The organism is Paracoccus onubensis (genome assembly GCF_003591515.1).
In the GTDB taxonomy this organism is placed as follows: Bacteria; Pseudomonadota; Alphaproteobacteria; order Rhodobacterales; family Rhodobacteraceae; genus Paracoccus; species Paracoccus onubensis.
Genome location: NZ_QZCG01000003.1, coordinates 133,197 through 155,195 on the forward strand (window position 1 = coordinate 133,197; position 21,999 = coordinate 155,195).

Consider the following 21,999-nt stretch of genomic DNA (forward strand, 5'->3'; position numbering starts at 1 on the left):
TCACGGGAGTTACGCTCTCCATGCTTTCGACGATCTGGTCGGTGCATTTTGTATCGATTCTGACCGCGTCGGGCTATGCCACCGTCGTCGCCGTCGGGATCGGCACGCTGATCGGCCCGGCCCAGGTGGCAGCGCGATTGCTTGAGATGATGGGGCGTGGTCGGCACCATCCGCTCTGGACAATGCTCTTCTCGGCCCTCGCGGTACTGGCGGGCTCCTCTTCGGTTTTCCTGCAGCGATCGCCATGATCGCCTACGGGGCCGGGAACGGCCTGTGGTCCATTGCCCGGGGTGCGCTGCCACTGGCGGTCTTCGGGCCGGCTGGATATGCGCGCACTATGGGTCGGCTGGCCACGCCGATGCTGATCTCCTCTGCTATCGCACCTTCGGCTGGGGCTTGGATAATCGATGCGTTTGGCGCGTCGGCTATGCTGCTTGTCCTGGCCACCCTGTCCACGGTGCCTTTGGGTTTTGCGGTTCTACTGTTCCGGATGACCGGCCGCCAGACATCGTGACTGGCTTAGATTTTTTGTCCCAGTGCCACCGTTTCGGACGTGATTGTACGGCCAGTTCGCCAGCGATCCTGGATAGGTTGCAGGTCATTGCTCTACTGGATAAATGTGGTGCGACTCGCAATCGCCTCCAGTGAGATGGCGGTTTAATTGACAGCTTGCAGGTATGTTCCGAAGTCGCGAGACTAAGATACCTTTCCCCGTTAAATTAATCATATCATTTGCCTTGTCGAAGCAGGTCGTTCAGTCGTTCAATGATGAGGGTGCACTGTCGATCTTTTCTAACTTGATGCGTCTAAAGGAGATATCCAAAATCGTGTTCCAGTTTCCGATAGCGTTTTTAGTTTCGACAGAGCTTCTGGCCAGCGATTAAGGAAGAGGTTGATAATGTCATTGTCTATTTCTAAATGTTCAAGGTATATATCAAGTTTTGTTGCGTAATCCCCAATCGGGCGAAGTTTCCAGGCGATATTTGGGGATATCTTCTGTTCGTGCATGTCCTTGATATCGGATGTATAAATTTCATATGAGAATTCTCTGTTCGTATTATATTTAGTAATTCTTCCTGTAAAAGCAACAGTGTTGCCAGTCTTAAATTTTATGGACTTTTCTACCGTTTCAGTGCTCAATTCCATCTGCAACCAAAGTTTTGTTCTTCGATCATCTGTCATTTGAATCCAAACAATCCTTGGCGTTGCGCGTATGTATATCGTGAAATGTCTTTTGATTGATCGTTCGTCGCTAAAGATGGGCGTTTCATCGTCACACCCTTCGCTTTCAATAAATTTGCGGATCCACTGCTCATTCATAATTCTGAACGCAGTAAGGTTCACGTAATAATGTGGTCTGGTTATATTTCCCATGGCAATAACAACACTCGAATTTGCGAGTGTTCTTAAATGCCCTGTAAGTGTGTTTTGGTTGAGATTGAGTTCCGCTTCTATTTCTGCTCTTGAAGCTCCGTCTTTTCTCAATAGAAAATCCAAAATTGCTCGACGGGTTGGGTTCGAGATCGCGGAAAATATGGGTTCGAGATGCCTATCCATTTTCTACTTGTAGCCCTTTTCGTTATCAGAAGTTGTAGAGCGATCGCGATCATATGGGACGAACTTTCCTAAAGTATAGACCTGCATTGTGCTCTGGTCCTCGCGTAGCTGCGCAAGTTGCATGGATGCCAAGAGTGTTCACAAAAGTGACATATTATAGTTGCGCTACCGTCACAATGCCGGGGTAATCAGCGACTCGCTAGGTCTTTTTACACTCAACTCAGGGAGCATCCCTATGAAATCCATCGGCCTCACGGCAACTGCTTTGTCCGTCATCGCATTGTCCGCGACCGCTGCCGCGGCTCGTGACCAGATCCGCATCGTCGGATCGTCTACTGTTTTCCCATATACGCAAGCAGTGGCAGAGGAATTCGCAAACCAAACCGGCGCGCCGGCTCCGATCGTCGAATCCACCGGCACTGGCGGCGGCATGCAGATTTTCTGTGAAGGTATCGGCGAAGATACCGCAGACCTGACCGGCGCGTCGCGCGCTATGAAAAAATCCGAATTTGATCTGTGCGTCGAAAATGGCGTCACCGATATCAGCGAAGCGATGATCGGCTATGACGGGTTGTCGCTGGCTGTCAGCCGCGAGAACGAAACCGACTGGAATTTGACGCTTGGTCAGGTGTTCCTGGCGCTCGCCGCCGAGGTGCCGCAAGACGGCGAAATGGTGGCCAACCCCTATACCAAATGGTCGGAAATCGATGAATCGCTGCCCGACACCGAGATCGTCGTTCTTGGACCGCCCCCGACCTCGGGCACCCGCGACGCCTTTGTCGAACTTGCCATGCATGCCGGTTGTGAATCGCTTGAGGAAGTCACCGCGATTGCCGAAGAATCCGGCAACGAGGACTGGGTTGACGAGAACTGCTCGCGCATGCGGACCGACGGTCCCTTCATCGAAGCGGGTGAGAACGACAACCTGATCGTGCAGCGCCTGAATTCGGATCCGAATGCGCTCGGCATCTTTGGCTATTCCTTCCTGTATGAAAATCAGGATACGCTGAAAGATGTAAAGCTGAACGACGTTCAGGCCGAAATGGACACCATCGCATCGGGTGAATACCCGTTGTCGCGTCCGCTGTTCTTCTACGTCAAGAATGCGCATCGCGGCGTGATCCCGAACCTGCAGGAATTCGTCGACGAATACATGTCCGAGAACGCGCTGGCTCCGGGTGGCTATCTGGAAGAGCGCGGTCTGGTCGCCCTTGGCGATGACGAGCGCGCCAAGCTTCAGGAAGCCGTTACGACCGGTTCGGTAAAGCTGGAAGTTACCGAGTAACTTTATCTCTACACGCTCGTCCGGGATCAGTCCGGGCGGGCGGCTCCTTTTGCGAGGTTGGGCATGACTGGATTCGCCTTTGCGTTGCTGCTGACTGCGGCACTCGCAGGATACATGATGAACCGGCAGGCGGCAGTGACATTGCGGGATGGTGGCCAGCGGCTTCATTCACTTGGTATGTTTCACGGTCTCTACGCTTTGCTGGCGGTGCTTGTGCCTGCGATCATCATCGTGCTCTTGTGGCTGGTGCTGCAATCCACGGTTATCAACAGGCTGGTGATGGCCGGCTTGCCCGATGGGGTTCTGGACAATCTCGGTTCCGGGGCGATCCAACTGATCAAAGCCGAGATCCAATCGATCTCGCAAGGACGGGTTTTCGGCGATCCTGAACAATGGAAGATGGATGCAGCCGAGCGTATGAACTCGTTGCGGGCGGCATCCGGATGGCTGATGCTGCTTGTCGTGGCGGCGGTGAGTGCCGCGGCGCTCTTTGTCACCCGCCGTAGCGTCAGGGCAGAATTCCGGGCGCGTCAGGCGGTCGAAGGCATCACCATGGGGTTGTTGATCTCTTGCTCGCTTGTGGCAATCTTCGTGACTGTCGGCATAGTCTTGTCGCTTGTTTTCGAATCTATCCGCTTCTTCCAGATGGTTCCGATCACCGACTTTCTGTTCGGGACGAGTTGGGAGCCGCAGATACCTATCCGCGAGGATCAGGTTGCGGCAGAAGGAGCCTTCGGATGGCTGCCGGTCATTCTGGGCACGCTGGTCATCACCTTTGTCGCCATAGTCGTTGCCGTGCCGGTTGGGTTGATGTCGGCAATTTACCTGAACGAGTTTGCCAGTAAGCGTTTCCGTGCCATCGCCAAGCCGGTGCTGGAGCTCCTCGCGGGCATTCCAACTGTGGTTTATGGCTTCTTTGCTATTCTTACGGTTGCTCCGGCAATCCGAGCCTGGGGTGCGTCGCTTGGCCTCCCGATCGCGCCGAACACAGCGCTTGCAGCGGGCAGCGTGATGGCAGTCATGCTGATCCCGTTCATTTCCTCATTCGCGGATGACGCGCTTTCGGCGGTTCCACGGTCGCTTCGCGATGGCAGCATGGCGCTTGGCGCGACACGGGCCGAAACCGTCACGAAAGTCCTGTTTCCGGCAGCGATCCCCGGCATCGTCGGCGGTGTCCTGCTGGCTGTCAGCCGTGCAATCGGTGAGACGATGATTGTGGTGATGGCGGCGGGCCTGATCGCAAAGATGACCATCAACCCGCTGGACAGCGTCACGACCGTGACGGTGCAGATCGTGACATTGTTGATTGGCGACACGTCGTTTGACAGCCCGAAGACGCTGGCTGCATTCGCCCTGGGGCTGATGCTGTTCATCGTGACACTGCTTATCAACATCGTCGCCTTGCGCATCGTGCGCAAATACCGCGAACTTTACGACTGAGGCCCGGACATGACCGATCAGACGAACGACGCGCCTCAAGCCTCCCATGGCTGGGCTTCACCGGAATTCCAAAACAGACTCTCGCGTCGTCGCCGGAGCGAGGCGATCCTGAAGGGGGTTGGACTGGGCGCGATCCTCTTTGCCTTCCTGATGCTGGGCATCCTGCTCTGGACGCTGATTTCGGGAGGGACGCAGGCATTTAGGCAAACGCATATCACGCTTGACGTGCCAATCTCGGCCGAGCTGGTAGATGCCGAGGACCCGTCTCGCGGCAATTATCGCAACGTTATGAACGAGGCGATGCAAGTTACTTTTCCGGATGCGGAAGAGGGTGATTTGCGCGCTCTGTCAGGGATTGTGTCGAATGCCGCCCAGTTTGAGGTGCGGGATCGTATTGTGGCCGATCCTTCGCTGATCGGCCAGACCATTACCATAAAGGTGCCGGTCTCGGACCCGTATGATCAATTGAACAAGGGCAATGTCGATACCGAGTCGGATGAAACCATGCGGCGGCTGAACGACGCCGCGATCGGCTGGTTCCAGCAATTGCAGGATGAAGGCCGGATTTCCAAGCCGATCAATTGGGCCCTGATCACAAATGCCGATTCACGCTTCCCCGAACTTGCCGGATTGAAAGGCGCAATCATCGGGTCGTTCTATGCACTACTGGTCTGCTTCCTGATCTCGTTCCCACTGGGCATCGGCGCTGCGATCTACCTGGAGGAATTCGCGCCCAAGAACCGCCTGAGCGATGTGATCGAGGTCAATATCAACAACCTCGCGGCGGTCCCCTCGGTGGTGTTCGGTCTGCTGGCCCTGGCGGTATTCTTGGGCTGGTTCGGGATGCCACGCTCGGCACCTCTGGTCGGCGGGATGACGCTGGCGCTGATGACAATGCCGACGATCATCATCGCCACCCGTGCCGCGCTGAAGGCGGTGCCACCGTCGATCCGCGAAGCGGCGCTTGGCGTCGGCGCGTCCAAGCAACAGGTTGTGTTCGGCCATGTGCTGCCGCTGGCTATGCCCGGCATCCTGACCGGCACGATCATCGGGCTGGCGCAAGCTCTCGGGGAAACCGCGCCACTGTTGCTGATCGGCATGAACGCCTTCGTGACGGCTGCGCCGTCTACGCCACTTGATGCCGCGACCGCCCTGCCGACGCAGATTTTCATCTGGGCGGATAGTCCCGAACGCGGCTTTGTCAGCCGGACATCTGCTGCAATCCTTGTGCTGCTGGGCTTCCTCGTCATGATGAACGCCCTAGCCATCTTCCTGCGCAACCGTTTTGAACGCCGTTGGTGATACGGTCGAAGGAGCCTAGTATTATGTATGACATCAACCGAGCGGAGAGTGCCGTGACCCAGCAGGATATCAAGATCTCGGCCAGAAATGTGCAGGTCTATTATGGCGATACCCATGCCATCAAGGATGTGAATGTCGAGATCCTCGACAAGACCGTAACGGCCTTTATCGGTCCCTCGGGCTGCGGAAAATCGACATTCCTGCGCTGCATCAATCGGATGAACGACAGTATCGACATCGCGCGCATCGAAGGCCAGATCCGACTGGATGGACAGGACATTTATGACCGCAAAGTCGATCCAGTGCAGCTGCGGGCCCGCGTCGGGATGGTGTTCCAGAAACCTAATCCCTTCCCCAAGTCGATCTATGACAACGTGGCCTACGGCCCGAAAATCCACGGCCTGGCCCGCAACAAAGCCGAGCTGGACGAGATCGTCGAAAAATCCTTGCGCGGATCGGCGCTGTGGAACGAGGTCAAGGACCGCTTGCTGGAACCCGGCACCGGCCTGTCGGGCGGGCAGCAACAGCGCCTCTGTATCGCCCGTGCCGTAGCGACCGCGCCCGAGGTGCTGCTGATGGACGAGCCTTGCTCGGCGCTCGACCCCATTGCCACCGGGCAAGTCGAGGAACTGATCGAACAGCTGCGCTCGCAGTTCTCGGTCGTCATCGTGACCCACTCGATGCAGCAGGCCGCGCGCGTCAGCCAGAAGACCGCCTTTTTCCACCTGGGCAACCTTGTCGAATATGGCGAAACCGACGACATTTTCACGAAACCGCAGGATTCGCGCACAGAATCCTACATCTCGGGCCGTATCGGCTGACTCTGGAGGAGACAGGAATGATCAATCGCGACAAGCATATATCCTCCGCGTTCGACCGCGACCTTGAGACGATTCAGGCGCAGGTCGTCAAGATGGGCGGCATGGTCGAAGTCGCCATCTCGGACGCCGCGACGGCACTGGATACCCGGGACGAGGACCTGGCCGAAGAGGTGCGCCGCCGGGACAAGGCGATCGACACATTGGAATTGCAGATCAACGAGGATGCGGCGCGGCTGATCGCCCTGCGCGCTCCCACGGCCACGGATCTGCGCATGGTTCTGGCAGTGATGAAGATCGCCGCCTCGCTGGAACGCGTGGGCGATTACGCCAAGAACATGGCGAAGCGGACCGATGTGCTGACGCAGATGCCGGTGATCGACGGCTCGGGCATGGCGATACGCCGCATGTCGCAGGCGGTCAGCAAGATGCTGCAGGATGCGCTGGACAGCTATATCCGCCGCGATGGCGAACTGGCCGAGGATGTCCGTCAGCGTGATCTGGAAGTGGACCAGATGTATAACGCTTTGTTCCGCGAATTCCTGACCCATATGATGGAGGACCCGCGCAATATCACCGCCTGCATGCATCTGCATTTCATCGCCAAGAATGTCGAACGGATGGGCGACCACGCGACTTCGATTGCCGAACAGGTGATCTACCTGGTGACCGGGGAATTGCCGGATGATAGCCGGCCCAAGGCCAGCAGCGTGTCAACCGATGCTGGCATCGCGAGAAGTGAGGGATAAGAGATGACGAGTCAGGCCCCTTGCGTATTGGTTGTCGAAGACGAAAACGCCCAGCGTGAGGTCTTGCAATACAATCTTGAGGCCGAGGGCTTCGAGGTCGTGGTCGCCGATAATGGCGAGGACGCCTTGCTGTTGGTGCAGGAGGAGCAGCCCGATCTGCTGGTTCTGGACTGGATGCTGCCCAGGGTCTCGGGGATCGAGGTCTGCCGTCAGGTCAAGGCCGATCCGGCGACCCGCGGGATCCCGATCATCATGCTCTCGGCACGCAGCGAGGAGACCGACCGGGTGCGCGGCTTGGAAACCGGGGCGGATGATTACGTCGTCAAGCCTTATTCCGTGGTCGAACTGATGGCCCGCCTTCGGACCCAGTTGCGCCGCACCCGCCCCTCGACCATGGGCGAAAGGCTGAGTTTCGGCGATATCATCCTGGATGCGGCCGAGCACAGGGTCTTTCGCGCCGGCCAGCCCCTGCATCTGGGGCCGACCGAGTTCCGGTTGCTGTCCACGCTGATGGAAAAGCCGGGCCGGGTCTGGACGCGCGAACAATTGCTGGATCGGGTCTGGGGGCGCGATATCTATGTTGATACCCGCACCATCGATGTGCATGTCGGCCGGTTGCGCAAAGCTTTGATGTCAAACGGTGGCGACAATCCGGTCCGGACGGTGCGGGGAACAGGTTACGCGCTTGGCTGACGGCTTGCCCAGCGTCGAGCCGGGCAAGCTATAGTAGCGGTTCGGATCAGAACCGGAACTCCTTCGACTTGAACGAAATATGCCGTGCGGCTTCCGGGACGTCCGCTATTTTGCGAATGTCCGCCCATGTCTGCTTATAGACGGGGATCACCAATTCGTTCACACCTTTGCTGACGATATTGCCCTGGGTTCCCCGCGGCGAACCGAACAGCATGAAGGTCTCACCTCGCGTGGCCGTCTCGGTCGGGTAGGCTATCGCCTGCGTGGCACCGTTTCCATTGAAGATTTCCACCAGGTCCCCCGGCTCGATGCTGTTTTCCGCCATGTCCTCGGGATTCATCTCGATGAACGGATAGGGCCAGCGGTCGGTAACAAATTCATTCTCCTGGTCCAGGAACCAGTTCTGCCAGTTGAGATTTGAGCGACCATTATTGATCAGGAACGTGTAGGATTCGCTCTCTTCCTGTTTTCCGGGAGTAACCAGGCCACGCCATGGCCCAGCCATGAATCGCGCCAGCCCGTCATCGGTAGAAAACTTACCGTCCTTGTAAAGCCGGTCGGTGCCGATGATGGTTTCGCCGTCCAGACCCTGTGGAGGCTCCTGAAAGCCGTTCGTCCCCATTGCCCGCAGCCGTTCATAGGTGACATCGGGATGGGCGGATTGATAGCCGTCGCGGAAGGCGTCTTCTTCGTTTTTCCAGTCATAGCCCTGGAAATTGGCGGCATAGTCGCTGTTGCCCGTCTCGGAGAGCACGCGCTCCATATGCCGGGCAATTCCTGCCGCGATGAGGCAATCGGGCATGGCGTGACCCGGCGGGTCCATGTATTTCTCGGCCAGCCGCATGCGCCTCTCTCCATTCATCGAAGTCAGGTTCATCTCGCCCTGCTGGGCAGCGGGCAGGACGACATGCGCCTGGCTGCCCATCTCGTTTTGGATAATATCCACGTTCACCGCGAAGAGCCCACCCTCGGCAATCGCGCCGACAATGGCATCGACCAAGGCGTCTCGCCCCTGTCCTGCAACCGAATCCATGGCCTCTTTCACCATATTGGTGCGGTGGTTGTAGATGCGCTTGAACTCGGTGGCGTTCAAAGTGGTTCGGTAGTGGTTGCAGGCCCAGATATGATGCACGCCCCCTTTGCCATCGATGATAAGTTGATCAACATAGGCCGCGGGCCGTCCCACATGACCTTCACTCGGGCGAAAATAGCCCTCCTGATGGCCTCCCATCCGGACGCAACCTCCGCCCAGCTGCCCGATATTCCTGGTCGCCAGAGAGATATTCACGATAGCGCCATTGGTGCGGTAATTATCGTTGCCCCAGATGATCCCCTTTTCATAGCCGATCATCATGCGACGACGGGCACCGCCTTCTTTCGGCTCGGCCATCCATTCGGCGGCCTTGCGGATATCGTCGGCCGGAACGCCGCAGATTTCGGCGGCCTCCTCCAGCGACATCCGGTTCGCCTCGACGGCATCCTCGAAGCTGGTCAGCAGGCCCGGATATGCGTCTGATGCGCCCTTCGCCGGGAACTCCGCCGGGTGTTCGGCGGCTTCGCGCAGCGTGTGAGCGTCGATGAAATCCTGATCATGCCAGCCTTGTTCGACGATATGCGTGAAGATCGCATTCGCCAGTGCCAGATCGGTTCCCGAATTGATTGGCAGATGTAGAACGTTATCTGGCCCTGCGGCTTGCTCTGCCGCGTTGACCGAAACGTTTCTGCGCGGATCGATAAAGATGATCTTGGCGGGCTCTTGCGGTTCGTCCGGCAGCAATTCGGCTTTCTTGTCCGACGTCATGCCTTGCAGGTTCGGCACCCAATGGTTGAGGAAGTAGTTCGTCTGGCACTCCAGAGGGTTGCATCCCCAGGCAACCAGCGTGTCGGTGAGTTCCGCATCCTCATAGGCGTTGTTCAATTCGCCTACACCCATATCTCGCGTGGCATGGACCTCCGAATTATATGCGGGGCGGTTGTGAATGCGGACATTCTTGACCTTCATGCTCTCGAAATACAGCTTTCCAGTGCCCCAGGTGTTTTCATAGCCGCCACCCGAGCCGCCATGATCGAACATCGATACAATCAGATCGTCCTCAGACCCGTCCATCACAACCCGAGCGGTCACCCTTGCAACCAGATCGAAAGCATCCTCCCAACTTGTCTGCTGATATGATCCATAACGCCAGGTCAGCGGATCGGTCAGCCGATGTCCCTGGGTGCCGGTAACGGTCGAAGGGTGGTTCTCGGCCATGCGCGCGCCGCGCACCGAGCCGAGACCGGAATTTACCACGCAGTTCACATCGGGCTTGATGACCAGTTGAACGTCTCGACCGTCCTGTTTCACAATGTTATACATCGAGGGCGCATACCAGGCTTCGGTGTCCTGCGGTTGCTGCTCACTCAGATCCACGCCGAAAACGTTTTGTGAGGGATCGGTGCCGCCTTGCCGATTGATCGGCCAAGTGTAAGCCTTGTAGCCGCAGCCGACGATGCAATAATGGCAAACCGCATTTTGAACTTTTGCGTCCGCCGGGATGATCGGCAGACGGTCGATATGTCTCTTGTAAGCCATGATCCGTTTTCCTTCAGAGCGTATTGGACAGGCGGCCAAAGATCAGCTCGTCCACGCCTTCGGCATAGATCTCGCCATCATCATCGACGCGCAGATTGAATTGCGGCAGGTTGCTGGTGGCATGCCCCCAGACCTGCTGCCCGCCTGCCTCGGCATCGAAACGCGAATAATGGCCGGGGCAGTTGAAGGTCCGGTCATCGGCGTTATAGCCCAGATACCAACCCTTGTGCGGGCAGAGGACCGAGAAGCCAACGATATCCCCATCCGGCCCGGCACCGCCTTCCACCGCATGCCCAAGCTTGAGCAACACTCCTGGGCTGTCATCATCTGGGTAGCTGACGTCGAGCGGTTCGTTTTCGGTCAGTTCGCCGATATTCCCCAGCCGGCTCGCCGGATAATCAACCCGCGCGAGCGCAGCCTGTGCCTTGGCCTCTTGCGTTCCAGCCAATGTCGTCACGGCCGCACCCGCGGTGGCCATCATCCCGCCTCGCAGGAACTGGCGGCGCCCCGCATCGATCAAGCGATTGCATTTCGTCATCTGGCTTGGTTCTCCCCTCGCTGGTTGAGAAGAGTATAGCGAATTATCGTGGCAATCTTATGGCAGTATCACGCAAGAAAAATCTGGTAATAAATTGTATTAATTTATATTTTATTGATGTTCGGTTTCCCGAACATTAGCCGCGAAAGCCAAGGGAAATAATCAGGAAAGCCCGAACTTCTGCATCTTTTCCCATAATGTCGTCCGAGCGATCCGCAAGAGTTTGGCGGTCTTGCCAAGATGTCCGCCGGTCTGTTCCAGCGCCGCGATGATCTGTGACCGCTCTGCCGCATCACGTGCTTCTGCCAGGGTCAGGAACCAGTCACCTTCGGCGAGTCTCTCGGGAAAAAGGTCTGCGGGCTGTATCCAGCCGTCCCGCGCGGTCTGAATCGCCCGAGTCAGACGGGTCCGAATTTCCCGACCGCCACCGGACAGGTCATGGCCGCGCAGAGCCTGTTCGGTCAGGGCGCTAATGCCGCGCAAGGGGGGATCGTGTTTTGCATTCAGCTGGTCGAAGAGACGATTCATCAGCCATACCGCATCGTCAGGCCGTTGACGAAAAGGCGGGACCGGAATTTCGACCTCGGAGAGTTGGGCAAACAGATCGGCGCGGAACGATCCTGATGCAACCTCGTCCTCGATTGTCGGGTCGGTGGTCGAAATGATACGGCCGGCAAAATCCCGATCAAGCGACGTGAGCAAACGATCCTGTAACGCTTCACTCATCCGATCGATGGATTGTAGGCAAAGGATGCCCTCTCCAACAGCTTCCATTGCGCCGCCTGCTGCGAACAGCGCTTGCTCAACCTTCTGGTCCCTCGCGAAATTTACGGTCAAGAAAGGCGCAGAGCAGCGGTCGGAAAGTTCGTGTAGTCGCTTAGCAATCGAGATTTTTCCGGTGCCGGGACCACCAAGAATCGTTACATGACCGTTACGGTTGGCGGCCTGCTCCACCAGTTCTTCAACTCTCTGCGCTGCAGGCGAGATACCCACCAGAGGAGGCATTTCAAGTGCATTGCGTGGTTTCATCAGCAATACCAACCGATCCAGAAACACCGACATGTCGAAGGGTTTCGTTACGTAATCCACGGCGCCGGACTGCATGAGGCGAACCGCCTGGGCGATGCTTCCCTGCCCTGTGATGAACAAAAATGGGGGTGGAGTAGAGGTTCGGCACAGCGTTGCGAACAAGTCCTCGCCGGTGCCGTCCGGCAAGATGATGTCGCAGATCACTGCGTCAATGGGCGCACGCGGGGTGCGAATTGCTCCCAGTGCCCGGACCATCTGTTTATGCCAGATGATTTCGGCTCCTTCCAATTTCAGTCTCTGCGCGATTGAGCCGCCCATGATTTCGTCATCTTCGATTAGAGCAATGCGGCGTTGATTTAGCATGACTGGCTGGCCGGAGTTGGTGGATTACATGGAAGTGAGATGATGATCCGGGTGCCGCCATCCGGTGGGGCTAAATGTGTGATGGTTCCGGCAAGCATTCCCACAAGTTCTCGCACCATTCGCAATCCGACCCCTTCGCCGGGCAAAATTGGCTCCGAACCTTGCAGGCGCCGTAGGGCAGGGGCGGGCATTCCGGATCCATTATCGAAAATTTCGAACCGCAATGCATCTCCGGCCAGATACGCATGCAACCCAACTTTTCCCCCATGCTTTGCTGCGTTTGATGCGTTCAGCAGCAGGTTGAGCAGAACCTGCCGAAGCATTCCTGCATCGTGACCCGATAAATTTTTCGGGTCGAGTTCGATCCGCCAATCGAGCCGTTGCTCGTGCCTGGTAATTTCAGGGCCGATCAGCAGGCGCAGATCTGCCAGATCATCCAGCGACATATCCGGGCCATCTTGATCTATCCGGTTTTGCTCGAGTGTGGCGTGAGTCACGTCCCGCAAATGTTTTAATCCGCGCTCGAGCAATTCAGCCGATTGCCGAACCACATCCGGCCGGTCGGCAAAGCGGCGGATGGTGTCGGTCGCATTTATCAGACCGCCCAGGGGATTGTTGATCTCGTGGGCGAGCGAGGAAGAAAGCTGTCCGAGACTCACAAACCGCTCACGTTCAGCCAATTGGCGTTCAGCCTCGCTGCGCGCCTCAATGGCTTCGGCCATCGCGTTGTAGGTCTGAAAGAGGCGTGCAACTTCCGAATCTCCGCGCGGAACCTGGACAGCGGGAATTGGACTGGGCTGCCCGATTGTCGCATCCATCCGTCGCGCCAGTTGCGTTACGGGGCGCAGCATTCGCCGAACCGCAAGATATCCGACAAGTGCCATTGCAGCAGTTAACAGCGTATTGCCAATAATCAGCAAAAGTTCTGCGCGCCGACGCTCGGCACTCATGTCTCTGACATCGAGATCCGTGACGATTTTTCCGACATCGCGCCCCTGGTAAACCAATGGGGCACGAACCCTGACATGCGAGGAATTTCTTGCAAAAGTAATCGCATCGAGGCGTTGGGCCTCCTCCGCTAAAGCATCGATTGAGGTGTCAATCGGGACTCGCCGGGGATCCGTCGCCGCCAGGACTTTCCCGGTTTCGTCGGCAACGACAGTCAGAAGCATTCTGCGCGAACTTCCCGTAGAACTGGCACGGTCGAGCGTGTCGTAAACCTCCCAGATATCTTTTCGTAGAACAGAGGGACCAAGCGCCAGTGACAGACCTTCAATATGAAGCCGGGCAAGCTCACGAAGTCTGTTGTCCTGCACTCGATCAAGCGTCGAAAGCACCTGATGCGACGCGATCACACCTACCAATATCATCAACACTGCTGCCAAAAGTGGAACACGAAGCGAGAGGGGGAGATAAAGGAAGCGGCCCATCAGTGATGTCCAGCGAGATCCTGCATCCGGGTGAGGATACCATCGAACAAGGCCACTTCTCCCCGAATCATTCCGTCCAGTTGTAGTAGCGTCAAGGCATCTCGCCCTCGTTCGGACTCGGCCATCTGTAGCAAGGCCGCCTGAAATACGGCAAGATCGGGTTCGCCGATCCGGTCTGTCCTTGCGCAGAACGGCGGAAAGCCCAGAGGTTCGGATCGGGAAACGACCCGGGTGCGATCGGTAAGTTCTGGTTCCACCTTCGTGAGTGCTTCCCAGACATATCCATCCACGCTGCCCGATCTGACTAGGCCGCCCGCCACTGCCCTGACGACATTCCTATGCCCGTAAGTGAAAATGATACGAGAGAAAAATTGCTCCGGCCTCAGATTGTTGCGAGCAAGATCAGAGGCTGTTACGAGATATCCGGAATTCGAATTAGGATCTGAGAATGCGTGTGCGCCGCCTCTAAGGTCGGTCAGGCCCGATGCCGGATCTTCGGCAGAAGTGATCAGGTAGGATCGGTAGGTCGGCGCGCCTTGCCAGAGCGGGACAGCGACCAGGGAAAGCTCATCCCGATGTTGGAGGAATGGATAGCCACATAGCCACGCCGCATCCACACCGCCTTCGAGCAATAATCCGGTTACCTCCTGGTATGTGCGTTTCTGGACCAGGGTGACTGGCATGCCCGCCGCATAGCTCAGAGATGTGCGCAGGCGATCGATGGTTTCGGAGTCATTGTCGAGAAACACCGGCGTTAGCCCTAATCGAAAGCTCGTTTGTGCGTCGGCTTGTCGACTTAGAAAACCGAGCGTTGCTGCGCCGATAGAAAACATCCGCCTGCTCAACATGGGCGTTCCTATGGTAAATTTCTCAATGCATCACCGATACTGGGCTATAATTTTTATTAAAGCCATAGTGCGTTATGGTCATGAAAACAGTTCTTTATGGTGAAAGGCGTTTGGCCGGGTGGCTATATTCCCGGCCGATATGGCGCAGGTTCAAGGCGCACTACATTTATCGCCTATGGTCGTCTCTTACCAGCACATCGTGCCAATGAGTCAATATCCTCAAGGGAGCTTTGTGCAGATCATACTTGCCGATGCTCATATATCGAATATTCTCGAAATATGGATACGAATCGCATAGACCAGCTCGCCTCGCTCGCCCATCCGCAACGGCTGGGCCTGTTCCGGCTGCTGGTGCGGCGCTATCCGGACCAGGTTTCTGCCGGAGAGCTGGCCGAGGCGATCGATGCGCGTCAGAATACCCTGTCATCCTACCTGGCCTCGCTGCGTGCAGCCGGGTTGATTTCCCAGGCCCGCGAGGGCCGGTCATTGCTTTACCGCGCCGAGATCGAACAATCCGCGGCGCTGATCGGCTACCTAGTCGCCGATTGCTGCCGTGGCCGCCCCGATCTCTGCCAGCCATTCATTCAACCCACCCCTTCCGGAGAAAGACCCATGTCCGATCGGAAATACAATGTCCTGTTCATCTGCACTGGCAATTCCGCCCGCTCGATATTTGGCGAATCGATCCTGCGCTTCGAGGCCGGAGACCGCTTCAATGCCTATTCCGCCGGCACCCACCCCTATTCCAAATTAAATCCCTTTGCCATCGAGATGCTCGCCCATAAGGGGCATGACATCGCGGACCTGTGGGCAAAGAATGTCGCCGAGTTCCAAGGCCCCGACGCACCTCAGATGGACTTCGTATTTACTGTCTGCGACCGCGCTGCGAACGAAGAATGCCCGGCATGGGCCGGTCAACCTATCAGCGCGCATTGGGGGATGCCCGATCCGGTGAAGGCAGAGGGGACCGAGGCCGAAAAGAAACTTGCCTTCCAGCAGGCCTATGCCGGTTTGCGCAACCGTATCCTCGCCTTCACCGCGCTGCCGCTGGACAGCCTTGATCGCATTTCGCTGCAACATCGCGTGGACGACATTGCCCGCGACCTGGAGGCACAATGAGCATCACCTATGCGCTGAACGGGCTTGGCCGGATCGGCAAGCTGGCGCTGCGGCCGCTGCTGGAAAGCGGGGCCGAAATCGCCTGGATCAACGATGCGGTGGGCGACCCAGAGATGCACGCCCATCTCCTGGAATTTGACAGCGTGCATGGCCGTTGGCCTGCCGAGTTCACCCATGACACTGACAGCATCGGCATTGACGGTATTCGCCTGCCTGTTCGCAACGCAGCGCGCATCGAGGATTTACCGCTCGACGGTGTCGATGTGGTGATCGATTGCACAGGGGTGTTCAAGAGCGAGGCGAAACTCGCCGCATATTTCGCCGCCGGTGTGAAGAAGGTCATCGTCAGCGCGCCGGTGAAAGATGGGCCGGTTGCGAATATCGTTCATGGGGTCAATCACGAGACCTATGACCCCGCCCGGCATGACATTATCACGGCGGCAAGCTGCACGACGAACTGCCTCGCCCCCGTGGTCAAGGTCATCCATGAGGGGCTGGGCATCCGCCACGGCTCGATCACCACGATCCATGATGTGACAAATACCCAGACAATCGTGGACCGTCCGGCCAAGGATTTGCGCCGCGCCCGCTCGGCGTTGAATTCGCTGATCCCGACCACAACCGGCTCGGCCACGGCGATCACGCTGATCTATCCCGAGCTCAAGGGGCGGCTGAACGGTCATGCGGTGCGGGTGCCGCTGCTCAACGCTTCGCTGACCGATTGCGTGTTCGAAGTGGCCCGCGAGACCAGCGCCGAAGAGGTGAACACGATGCTGCGTGCCGCCGCCGAGGGGCCGCTACAAGGCATCCTAGGCTTCGAAGACCGCCCGCTGGTCTCGGCCGATTACGTGAATGACACAAGGTCCAGCATCGTGGACGGGCCATCGACGATGGTTGTCGCGGGCACGCAGGTCAAGATTTATGCGTGGTATGACAACGAAATGGGCTATGCCCACCGGCTGATCGATGTCGCGCGGATGGTCGGGGCGTCATTGTGACCGCCACAACCCGGCCCGAGGGGCTTGCCGCCTATATCACCGTGACCGCCGCCTATTGGGCCTTTATGCTGACCGATGGCGCCCTGCGGATGCTGGTGCTGCTGCATTTTCACACGCTCGGTTTCTCGCCGGTGCAGTTGGCCTATTTGTTCCTGCTTTACGAAGTGGCGGGCATCGTCACCAACCTCTCGGCGGGCTGGATCGCCGCGCGTTTCGGCCTGACCTCGACGCTTTACGCGGGGCTGGGCATCCAGGTGCTGGCGCTTCTGGCGCTGGCGGCGCTCGATCCGGGCTGGAGCCTCTGGGCCTCGGTTGTCTATGTCATGGGGGTGCAGGGGGCGTCGGGCGTGGCGAAGGACCTGTCCAAGATGAGCGCGAAAAGCGCCGTGAAGCTGCTTGCCCCCTCGGGCGAGGGCGGGTTGTTTCGGTGGGTGGCGCTGCTGACCGGCTCCAAGAACGCGGTGAAGGGGGCAGGCTTTCTGCTTGGGGCGGTGCTGCTGGCCGTTCTGGGCTTCGTGCCCGCGATCCTGGCGATGGCCTTGGTGCTGGCGCTGATCCTGCTTGCTGTCCTGCTGAAAATGCCGGCGGGGCTGCCGCAGGGCAGGAAAGGCGCAAAGTTCCGCGAAGTGTTTTCCAAGGACCGGAATATCAACCGACTGTCGGCGGCGCGGCTGTTCCTGTTCGGTGCCCGCGATGTGTGGTTCGTCGTCGGCATCCCGATCTATTTCTACGCGGTGCTGTCCGACGGGTCGGAAGAGGGCAACCGCGCCGCCTTCTTCATGATCGGCACATTCATGGCGGTCTGGACCATCCTTTATGGGGCGGTGCAGGCGGCTGCGCCGCGCTTGCTCGGGGCCGCGAAGCGCCCGGAGGCGGAATTGATCCGGGAGGCCCGGCGTTGGGCCGGGTTCCTGTTCGTCGTTCCGGCGGCTTTGGCCGTGCTGATCTGGAGCGTGGGCGCGCCGGGGCCGGGACTGACCGCCGCGATCGTGATCGGCCTGCTGGTCTTTGGGGCCATCTTCGCGGTCAATTCCTCGCTGCATTCCTACCTGATCCTCGCCTTCTCGACCTCCGGGCGAGTGACGATGGATGTGGGGTTTTACTACATGGCCAATGCGGCTGGCCGATTGCTGGGCACGCTGTTGTCGGGGCTCAGCTATCAGCTTGGCGGGCTGGCGCTCTGCCTGGCGACCGCGGCCGCGCTGATTGCCCTTAGTTGGGTTGGGGCAGGGCGGTTGCGGCCGGCGTGATAGCGGATGTGTCGTCAGATTAACCCGAACTTGTCTCAGCGGATGGATTACGACTTCGGTCACTCAATCAGTGCTTACATCTTATCCTGATCAATGGGGCCAGTGGAAGGAGAGAAGCATGCTGCCAGCGCGCTTAGTCTATATGGGCTTCTTGATTTGCGTCACCACAATGCTACCGCAAGCTGCGGCGGCTGTTATTGCGCCGGATCGCCAGTTGCTTGTCCCAACAGGGATATTCGCGGCCGGACAAGTTATGGGAGCGCTCCTTTGTATACCCCAACTCTTCTTTGCCGCGCGCCAATAGGTTCAAAGGGCCATTAAATATATGGCGCCACCACTCCCTGAACTGAGCAGTTTAGGTGGTCTGCGAACCTGCTCGATTAGAGGATAGCGTGGCGTATCCGAGCCGAAACCCATTCGCTCAGCACGACCGTGGCAAGGATCAAAAGCAGGATCACCGTTACCTGGCTCCATGCGAGGGTATTAAGCGAAGCTTGGAGTTTCAGGCCGATGCCCCCTGCTCCCACAAGGCCCAGGATTGTGCTTTCCCGGATATTGATATCCCAGCGAAAGACAGTGATTCCCCAGAAGGCTGGCATGATTTGCGGGACAATCCCGTAGTTGAGAACCTGTGCACTGCTGGCGCCCGTAGCCTCGATCGCCTCGATCTGGGTGACATCGGTTTCCTCGATCGCCTCGTAGAGCAGCTTGCCGACGAAGCCGATGGAGCGCAGCGCGATGGCAACGATTCCAGCTAGCAGGCCTGGCCCGATGATGGTCACCAGCAGCAGCGCCCAGATCAGCGAGTTGATCGAACGCGAGGCCACGATGATGAAAAGCGCAAGGGGCCGCAGGATCGTGGCCGAGGGCGTGGTGTTGCGGGCTGCCATGAAGGCGACCGGCACTGCCATGATCACCCCTCCGATGGTGCCCAATGTGGCGATGTTGATCGTGTCCCAGAGCGGTTGCATCAGCTCGGGCAGGTAGCTCCAGCGCGGAGGGATCATGCGGCTGCCGATGTCGGCGGCTTGCTTGGGTGCATCGGCCACGAAGAACCAGATCGTGTCTGCTGTCATCAACTTCCAGCACCAGACGAAGAGCGCGACAAGGGCCAGCCATCCGACCCAGAGCATCAGCCGCCCGCGCGGGCTACGATGGGACCAGACCTGACTATAGTGGGAAATCTCGGTCATTGCAGGAACTTCCGCAAGTAGCTGGAACTGTATTCGGCTACCATAACAATGGCGATAACGATGAGCAGGATCGCTCCGGCGCTGTCATATTCATAGCGGTCAATGGCGGTGTTGAGTGTGGCGCCGATGCCTCCCGCCCCGACGATGCCGATCACCGCGCTTTCGCGGAAATTGATATCGAGCCGGTAGAGCGAAAGACCGATCAGTCGGGGCATTACCTGTGGCTGAACCGCGTAATTGACCACTTGCCACCAGGAAGCCCCGGTGGAGCGGATCGACTCGGCCTGGGCGGCGTCGATCTCTTCGATATCATCGGCCAGCAACTTGGCGATGAAGCCGATGGTGGCGAAAGACAGGGTGATGAAGCCCGCAAAGGGACCGAAGCCGAACATCGCTACGAAAAAAATCGCAATGATTATCTCCTGCAAGGCCCGGCTGGTGGCGATGATCGCGCGGCAGAAATAGTAGATCCAGCGCGGTGTGAGGTTGCGTGCAGCGCCGATCCCGACGGGAATGGATATCAAAACACCGACGACCGTGGAGGTCAGCGTCATCGTCAGGCTCTCGACAAGTCCCTGGCTGATGTCCTTCCAGCGGCTGGTGAAATCGGGCTGAAGGAAACCCATGATGAAGCGCTGCCCGCGCTCCAACCCTTCGTAGACGCGGGCCCAGTTCACATCCACAGTGCTCACTGCCAGCACGAGGTAAACAAGGATGCCGACCTGCAAAGCGAGGCGCCAGTGGTGGTTCTTAATAATCTGCGGCGGGCGTCGCCAGGTTGTGGGGTAGGCTTGTGTGGTCATTGGGCGAGGGCTTCCATCCGCTCGCGGGCGTCGGCTTCCGCCTTGGCCTGCTCCTCGTCGCCTCGGCGCATCTCGTTCCAGTCCTCCTCTCCATAAATCGTGGTAAGCGTTGCCTCGGTCAATTCATCGGGCGATCCGTCGAAGACGACACGCCCCGCGCGCAGCCCGACGATCCGCTGCATGAACTGCTGGGCCAGTGGCACGTCATGGATGTTGACGATGGCCGGTAGGCCACGCTCGGCACAGATTTCTGTTAGAAGGCGCATGATTTGTCGGCTCGTCTTGGGGTCGAGACTCGCGGTCGGTTCATCGACCAGTAGTAGTTCTGGATCCTGAGCGAGGGCTCGGGCGATACCGACCCTCTGGCGCTGCCCACCGGACAGAGCGTCGGCACGCTTGTCGGCATGATCGATCAGCCCGACGCGGTCGAGAAGCTGATAGGCACGCTGGACATCAGCACCCGGATACTTTCGCAGAAAGCTGCGCCAGAACGGAACATAGCCGAGGCGCCCGGAAAGCACGTTTTCCATCACGGTCAGCCGTTCGACCAATGCGTATTCCTGGAAAATCATGCCAATGCGGCGTCTCTGCCGTCGTAGCTCCGACTTGCCGAGGCCCACGAGGTTCACTTTACCCAGCGTGACTTCTCCCGCGGTCGGCTCGACAAGCCGGTTGATACAACGGATCAGCGTGGATTTACCTGCACCAGAGGGGCCGATCAGGCCGAGTATCTGGCCCTCGGGCACGGTCAGGGTAACATCGGCGAGGGCGGTATCGCCGGTTTTGTAGGTCTTGGACAGGCCTGAGAGAGTCAGCATTCAATTGGTCTCGCACGAATACACGGGCAACGTGCGGCCGCCCGTGGATGTCAGAATTTGCCGGAGACTCAGTTACATTCGTAGGCGACGCCGTTGGCCTCGTCGATGGTCCGGATCACGGCCCAGTCTTCTTGGAAAGTGATCGGAATGAACTTGGCCTCGCCCGATTTGCTGAACTCTTCCAGCAGCGCGGATCCTTTCCAATCGAAACTGAAGAAAGCCTCTTGAATTTTCTCCTGGAGCTCGGGGGTCAGGTTGTGCGCCGTGCCATAGCCCGTCGTCGGGAAAGTCTGCGAGGTGTAGATTGTCACCAGTTGGTCTTCGGTCACCACGTCACGTTCGAACATACGGCCTTTGACCGAGTTCGCAATGGCGGCGGCCGGGTAGTCCTTGTTGGCTACGCCGAGGATCGAGCTGTCATGCGCCCCCGAAAACACCGGCTCGAAATTTTCACCGGCTTCCATCCCGAATTCCGCCGAAAGAATCGCGGAAGGCGCCTTGAAGCCCGAATTCGAGGTCTCAGAGGTGAAGGCCATCTTGTTGCCAGCGATATCCTCGACCTTTTCGATGCCGGAATCCGGGTAGGTGATGATCTCCATCTCGTATCCGAATGAGCCGTCCTCGGCGGCCATCATGGTGAAGGGGCGAAAGCCTGCGCAGGCCACGGCTAGTGGGTTCGATCCGGTGTTGAAGCCGGCGACGTGCAGGCGCCCTGCGCGCATCGCCTCTATCTGAGCGGCGTTCGACTGGACCGGGAAGAACTGAACCTCCTTACCGGTCACTTCGACCATATGGTCGAGGAAGCCTTGCCAGACCTCGGCGTATACGGCGGGATCCTCGACCGGGGTGTAGGCAAAAATCAGTGTTGACGGATCGATCAGCTGTGACGCATCAGTCGGGATGTCTGCGATTAGGTCGCCGTCGGCGTCCGCGAAGCGGCTGTCCAGTTTGAATTCGGCATAGGCGGGCACAGCGGTAAGAATCGCAGCTACAGCAGTCAGATTAGTCAGAGTTTTCATCTTGTTCCCCAAGGTGATATGAATTCTGCTGGAACTAGCGCCTTACTGTGACAGTGAGGTGACGCCAGTTGTTTGTTTCGATAGTGATTTTTGTAGTCGGACAAGTTGTGGGAGCGCTCCTTTGATTGCTCCACCTCTTCTTTGCAGTGCACCGGTAAGCGACAAGAGCCATCAA

Annotated in this window: 21 protein-coding genes; 11 read left to right on the forward strand and 10 right to left on the reverse strand. The window is 58.1% G+C overall.

Annotated features, from left to right (window positions below; all coding sequences use genetic code 11):
* The first annotated feature begins 20 nt into the window (after positions 1 to 20).
* Together D3P04_RS23535 and D3P04_RS23540 are read left to right on the forward strand one after the other, a co-directional pair.
* Positions 21 to 248 carry a hypothetical protein gene (locus tag D3P04_RS23535; protein ID WP_119746787.1) on the forward strand — a complete coding sequence of 76 codons (228 nt, stop codon included), beginning with the start codon at positions 21 to 23 and terminating at the stop codon, positions 246 to 248.
* Positions 245 to 514 (forward strand): hypothetical protein, encoded by a 270-nt coding sequence (locus tag D3P04_RS23540; RefSeq protein ID WP_119746789.1) that lies wholly within the window; start codon positions 245 to 247, stop codon positions 512 to 514. The genes D3P04_RS23535 and D3P04_RS23540 overlap by 4 nt, the downstream gene beginning before the upstream one ends.
* 278 nt (positions 515 to 792) lie before the next feature.
* Here D3P04_RS23540 and D3P04_RS05665 read toward each other — a convergent pair whose 3' ends face one another.
* Positions 793 to 1,557, reverse strand: a complete 765-nt coding sequence (locus D3P04_RS05665) for a helix-turn-helix domain-containing protein (protein ID WP_119746791.1) — start codon at positions 1,555 to 1,557, stop codon at positions 793 to 795.
* 235 nt (positions 1,558 to 1,792) lie between these two features.
* Here D3P04_RS05665 and D3P04_RS05670 point away from each other — a divergent pair, with 235 nt between their 5' ends.
* The 6 genes from D3P04_RS05670 (at position 1,793) to phoB (ending at position 7,844) form a co-directional block, all read left to right on the forward strand.
* Entirely contained in the window at positions 1,793 to 2,842 is a 1,050-nt protein-coding gene (locus D3P04_RS05670) for a substrate-binding domain-containing protein (protein ID WP_076528414.1), read from the forward strand.
* A 63-nt stretch (positions 2,843 to 2,905) separates the two neighbouring features.
* Positions 2,906 to 4,282, forward strand: coding sequence for a phosphate ABC transporter permease subunit PstC (pstC, locus tag D3P04_RS05675; RefSeq protein ID WP_119746793.1), 1,377 nt, complete (start codon positions 2,906 to 2,908; stop codon positions 4,280 to 4,282).
* A 9-nt stretch (positions 4,283 to 4,291) separates the two neighbouring features.
* Positions 4,292 to 5,584: a phosphate ABC transporter permease PstA gene (gene pstA, locus D3P04_RS05680; RefSeq protein WP_119746795.1), complete on the forward strand. Its 1,293-nt coding sequence runs from the start codon at positions 4,292 to 4,294 to the stop codon at positions 5,582 to 5,584.
* Between the two features lie 23 nt (positions 5,585 to 5,607).
* Entirely contained in the window at positions 5,608 to 6,405 is a 798-nt protein-coding gene (gene pstB / locus D3P04_RS05685; protein WP_119746797.1) for a phosphate ABC transporter ATP-binding protein PstB, read from the forward strand.
* A 17-nt stretch (positions 6,406 to 6,422) separates the two neighbouring features.
* On the forward strand, positions 6,423 to 7,151 hold the full coding sequence (gene phoU / locus D3P04_RS05690) for a phosphate signaling complex protein PhoU (protein WP_408634356.1): 729 nt from the start codon (positions 6,423 to 6,425) through the stop codon (positions 7,149 to 7,151).
* Between the two features lie 3 nt (positions 7,152 to 7,154).
* Positions 7,155 to 7,844, forward strand: coding sequence for a phosphate regulon transcriptional regulator PhoB (gene phoB, locus D3P04_RS05695; protein WP_119746799.1), 690 nt, complete (start codon positions 7,155 to 7,157; stop codon positions 7,842 to 7,844).
* Between the two features lie 46 nt (positions 7,845 to 7,890).
* Here phoB and D3P04_RS05700 read toward each other — a convergent pair whose 3' ends face one another.
* From D3P04_RS05700 to D3P04_RS05720, 5 genes are all read right to left on the reverse strand, one after another.
* Complete coding sequence (locus D3P04_RS05700) at positions 7,891 to 10,416, reverse strand: arsenate reductase (azurin) large subunit (protein ID WP_119746801.1); 2,526 nt, start codon at positions 10,414 to 10,416, stop codon at positions 7,891 to 7,893.
* A gap of 13 nt (positions 10,417 to 10,429) precedes the next feature.
* Entirely contained in the window at positions 10,430 to 10,954 is a 525-nt protein-coding gene (locus D3P04_RS05705; protein WP_119746803.1) for an arsenate reductase (azurin) small subunit, read from the reverse strand.
* 162 nt (positions 10,955 to 11,116) lie between these two features.
* On the reverse strand, positions 11,117 to 12,346 hold the full coding sequence (locus D3P04_RS05710) for a sigma-54-dependent transcriptional regulator (protein ID WP_119746805.1): 1,230 nt from the start codon (positions 12,344 to 12,346) through the stop codon (positions 11,117 to 11,119).
* A complete protein-coding gene (locus tag D3P04_RS05715) occupies positions 12,340 to 13,776 on the reverse strand; it encodes an ATP-binding protein (protein WP_119746807.1) in 1,437 nt (478 codons plus the stop codon). The genes D3P04_RS05710 and D3P04_RS05715 overlap by 7 nt, the downstream gene beginning before the upstream one ends.
* Positions 13,776 to 14,609 (reverse strand): substrate-binding domain-containing protein, encoded by an 834-nt coding sequence (locus D3P04_RS05720; RefSeq protein WP_119747114.1) that lies wholly within the window; start codon positions 14,607 to 14,609, stop codon positions 13,776 to 13,778. The genes D3P04_RS05715 and D3P04_RS05720 overlap by 1 nt, the downstream gene beginning before the upstream one ends.
* Positions 14,610 to 14,903: 294 nt before the next feature.
* Between D3P04_RS05720 and D3P04_RS05725 the strand changes: the two genes are divergently transcribed.
* From D3P04_RS05725 to arsJ, 3 genes are read left to right on the forward strand one after another with little or no spacing between them, the layout of a single operon-like run.
* Complete coding sequence (locus tag D3P04_RS05725; RefSeq protein ID WP_119746809.1) at positions 14,904 to 15,743, forward strand: arsenate reductase/protein-tyrosine-phosphatase family protein; 840 nt, start codon at positions 14,904 to 14,906, stop codon at positions 15,741 to 15,743.
* Complete coding sequence (locus D3P04_RS05730; RefSeq protein ID WP_119746811.1) at positions 15,740 to 16,741, forward strand: ArsJ-associated glyceraldehyde-3-phosphate dehydrogenase; 1,002 nt, start codon at positions 15,740 to 15,742, stop codon at positions 16,739 to 16,741. The genes D3P04_RS05725 and D3P04_RS05730 overlap by 4 nt, the downstream gene beginning before the upstream one ends.
* Positions 16,738 to 17,991 (forward strand): organoarsenical effux MFS transporter ArsJ, encoded by a 1,254-nt coding sequence (gene arsJ / locus D3P04_RS05735; protein WP_269902618.1) that lies wholly within the window; start codon positions 16,738 to 16,740, stop codon positions 17,989 to 17,991. Before D3P04_RS05730 ends, arsJ begins: the two co-directional genes overlap by 4 nt.
* A 380-nt stretch (positions 17,992 to 18,371) precedes the next feature.
* Here the strand turns inward: arsJ and phnE (D3P04_RS05745) are convergent, their stop codons facing one another.
* The 4 genes from phnE (D3P04_RS05745) to phnD form a co-directional block, all read right to left on the reverse strand.
* Complete coding sequence (phnE, locus tag D3P04_RS05745) at positions 18,372 to 19,184, reverse strand: phosphonate ABC transporter, permease protein PhnE (RefSeq protein ID WP_119746815.1); 813 nt, start codon at positions 19,182 to 19,184, stop codon at positions 18,372 to 18,374.
* Positions 19,181 to 19,987: a phosphonate ABC transporter, permease protein PhnE gene (phnE, locus tag D3P04_RS05750; protein WP_119746817.1), complete on the reverse strand. Its 807-nt coding sequence runs from the start codon at positions 19,985 to 19,987 to the stop codon at positions 19,181 to 19,183. Before phnE (D3P04_RS05750) ends, phnE (D3P04_RS05745) begins: the two co-directional genes overlap by 4 nt.
* A complete protein-coding gene (gene phnC / locus D3P04_RS05755; RefSeq protein WP_119746819.1) occupies positions 19,984 to 20,805 on the reverse strand; it encodes a phosphonate ABC transporter ATP-binding protein in 822 nt (273 codons plus the stop codon). Before phnC ends, phnE (D3P04_RS05750) begins: the two co-directional genes overlap by 4 nt.
* Before the next feature lie 68 nt (positions 20,806 to 20,873).
* Positions 20,874 to 21,824 (reverse strand): phosphate/phosphite/phosphonate ABC transporter substrate-binding protein, encoded by a 951-nt coding sequence (gene phnD, locus D3P04_RS05760; RefSeq protein WP_119746821.1) that lies wholly within the window; start codon positions 21,822 to 21,824, stop codon positions 20,874 to 20,876.
* Between the last annotated feature and the right edge of the window lie 175 nt (positions 21,825 to 21,999).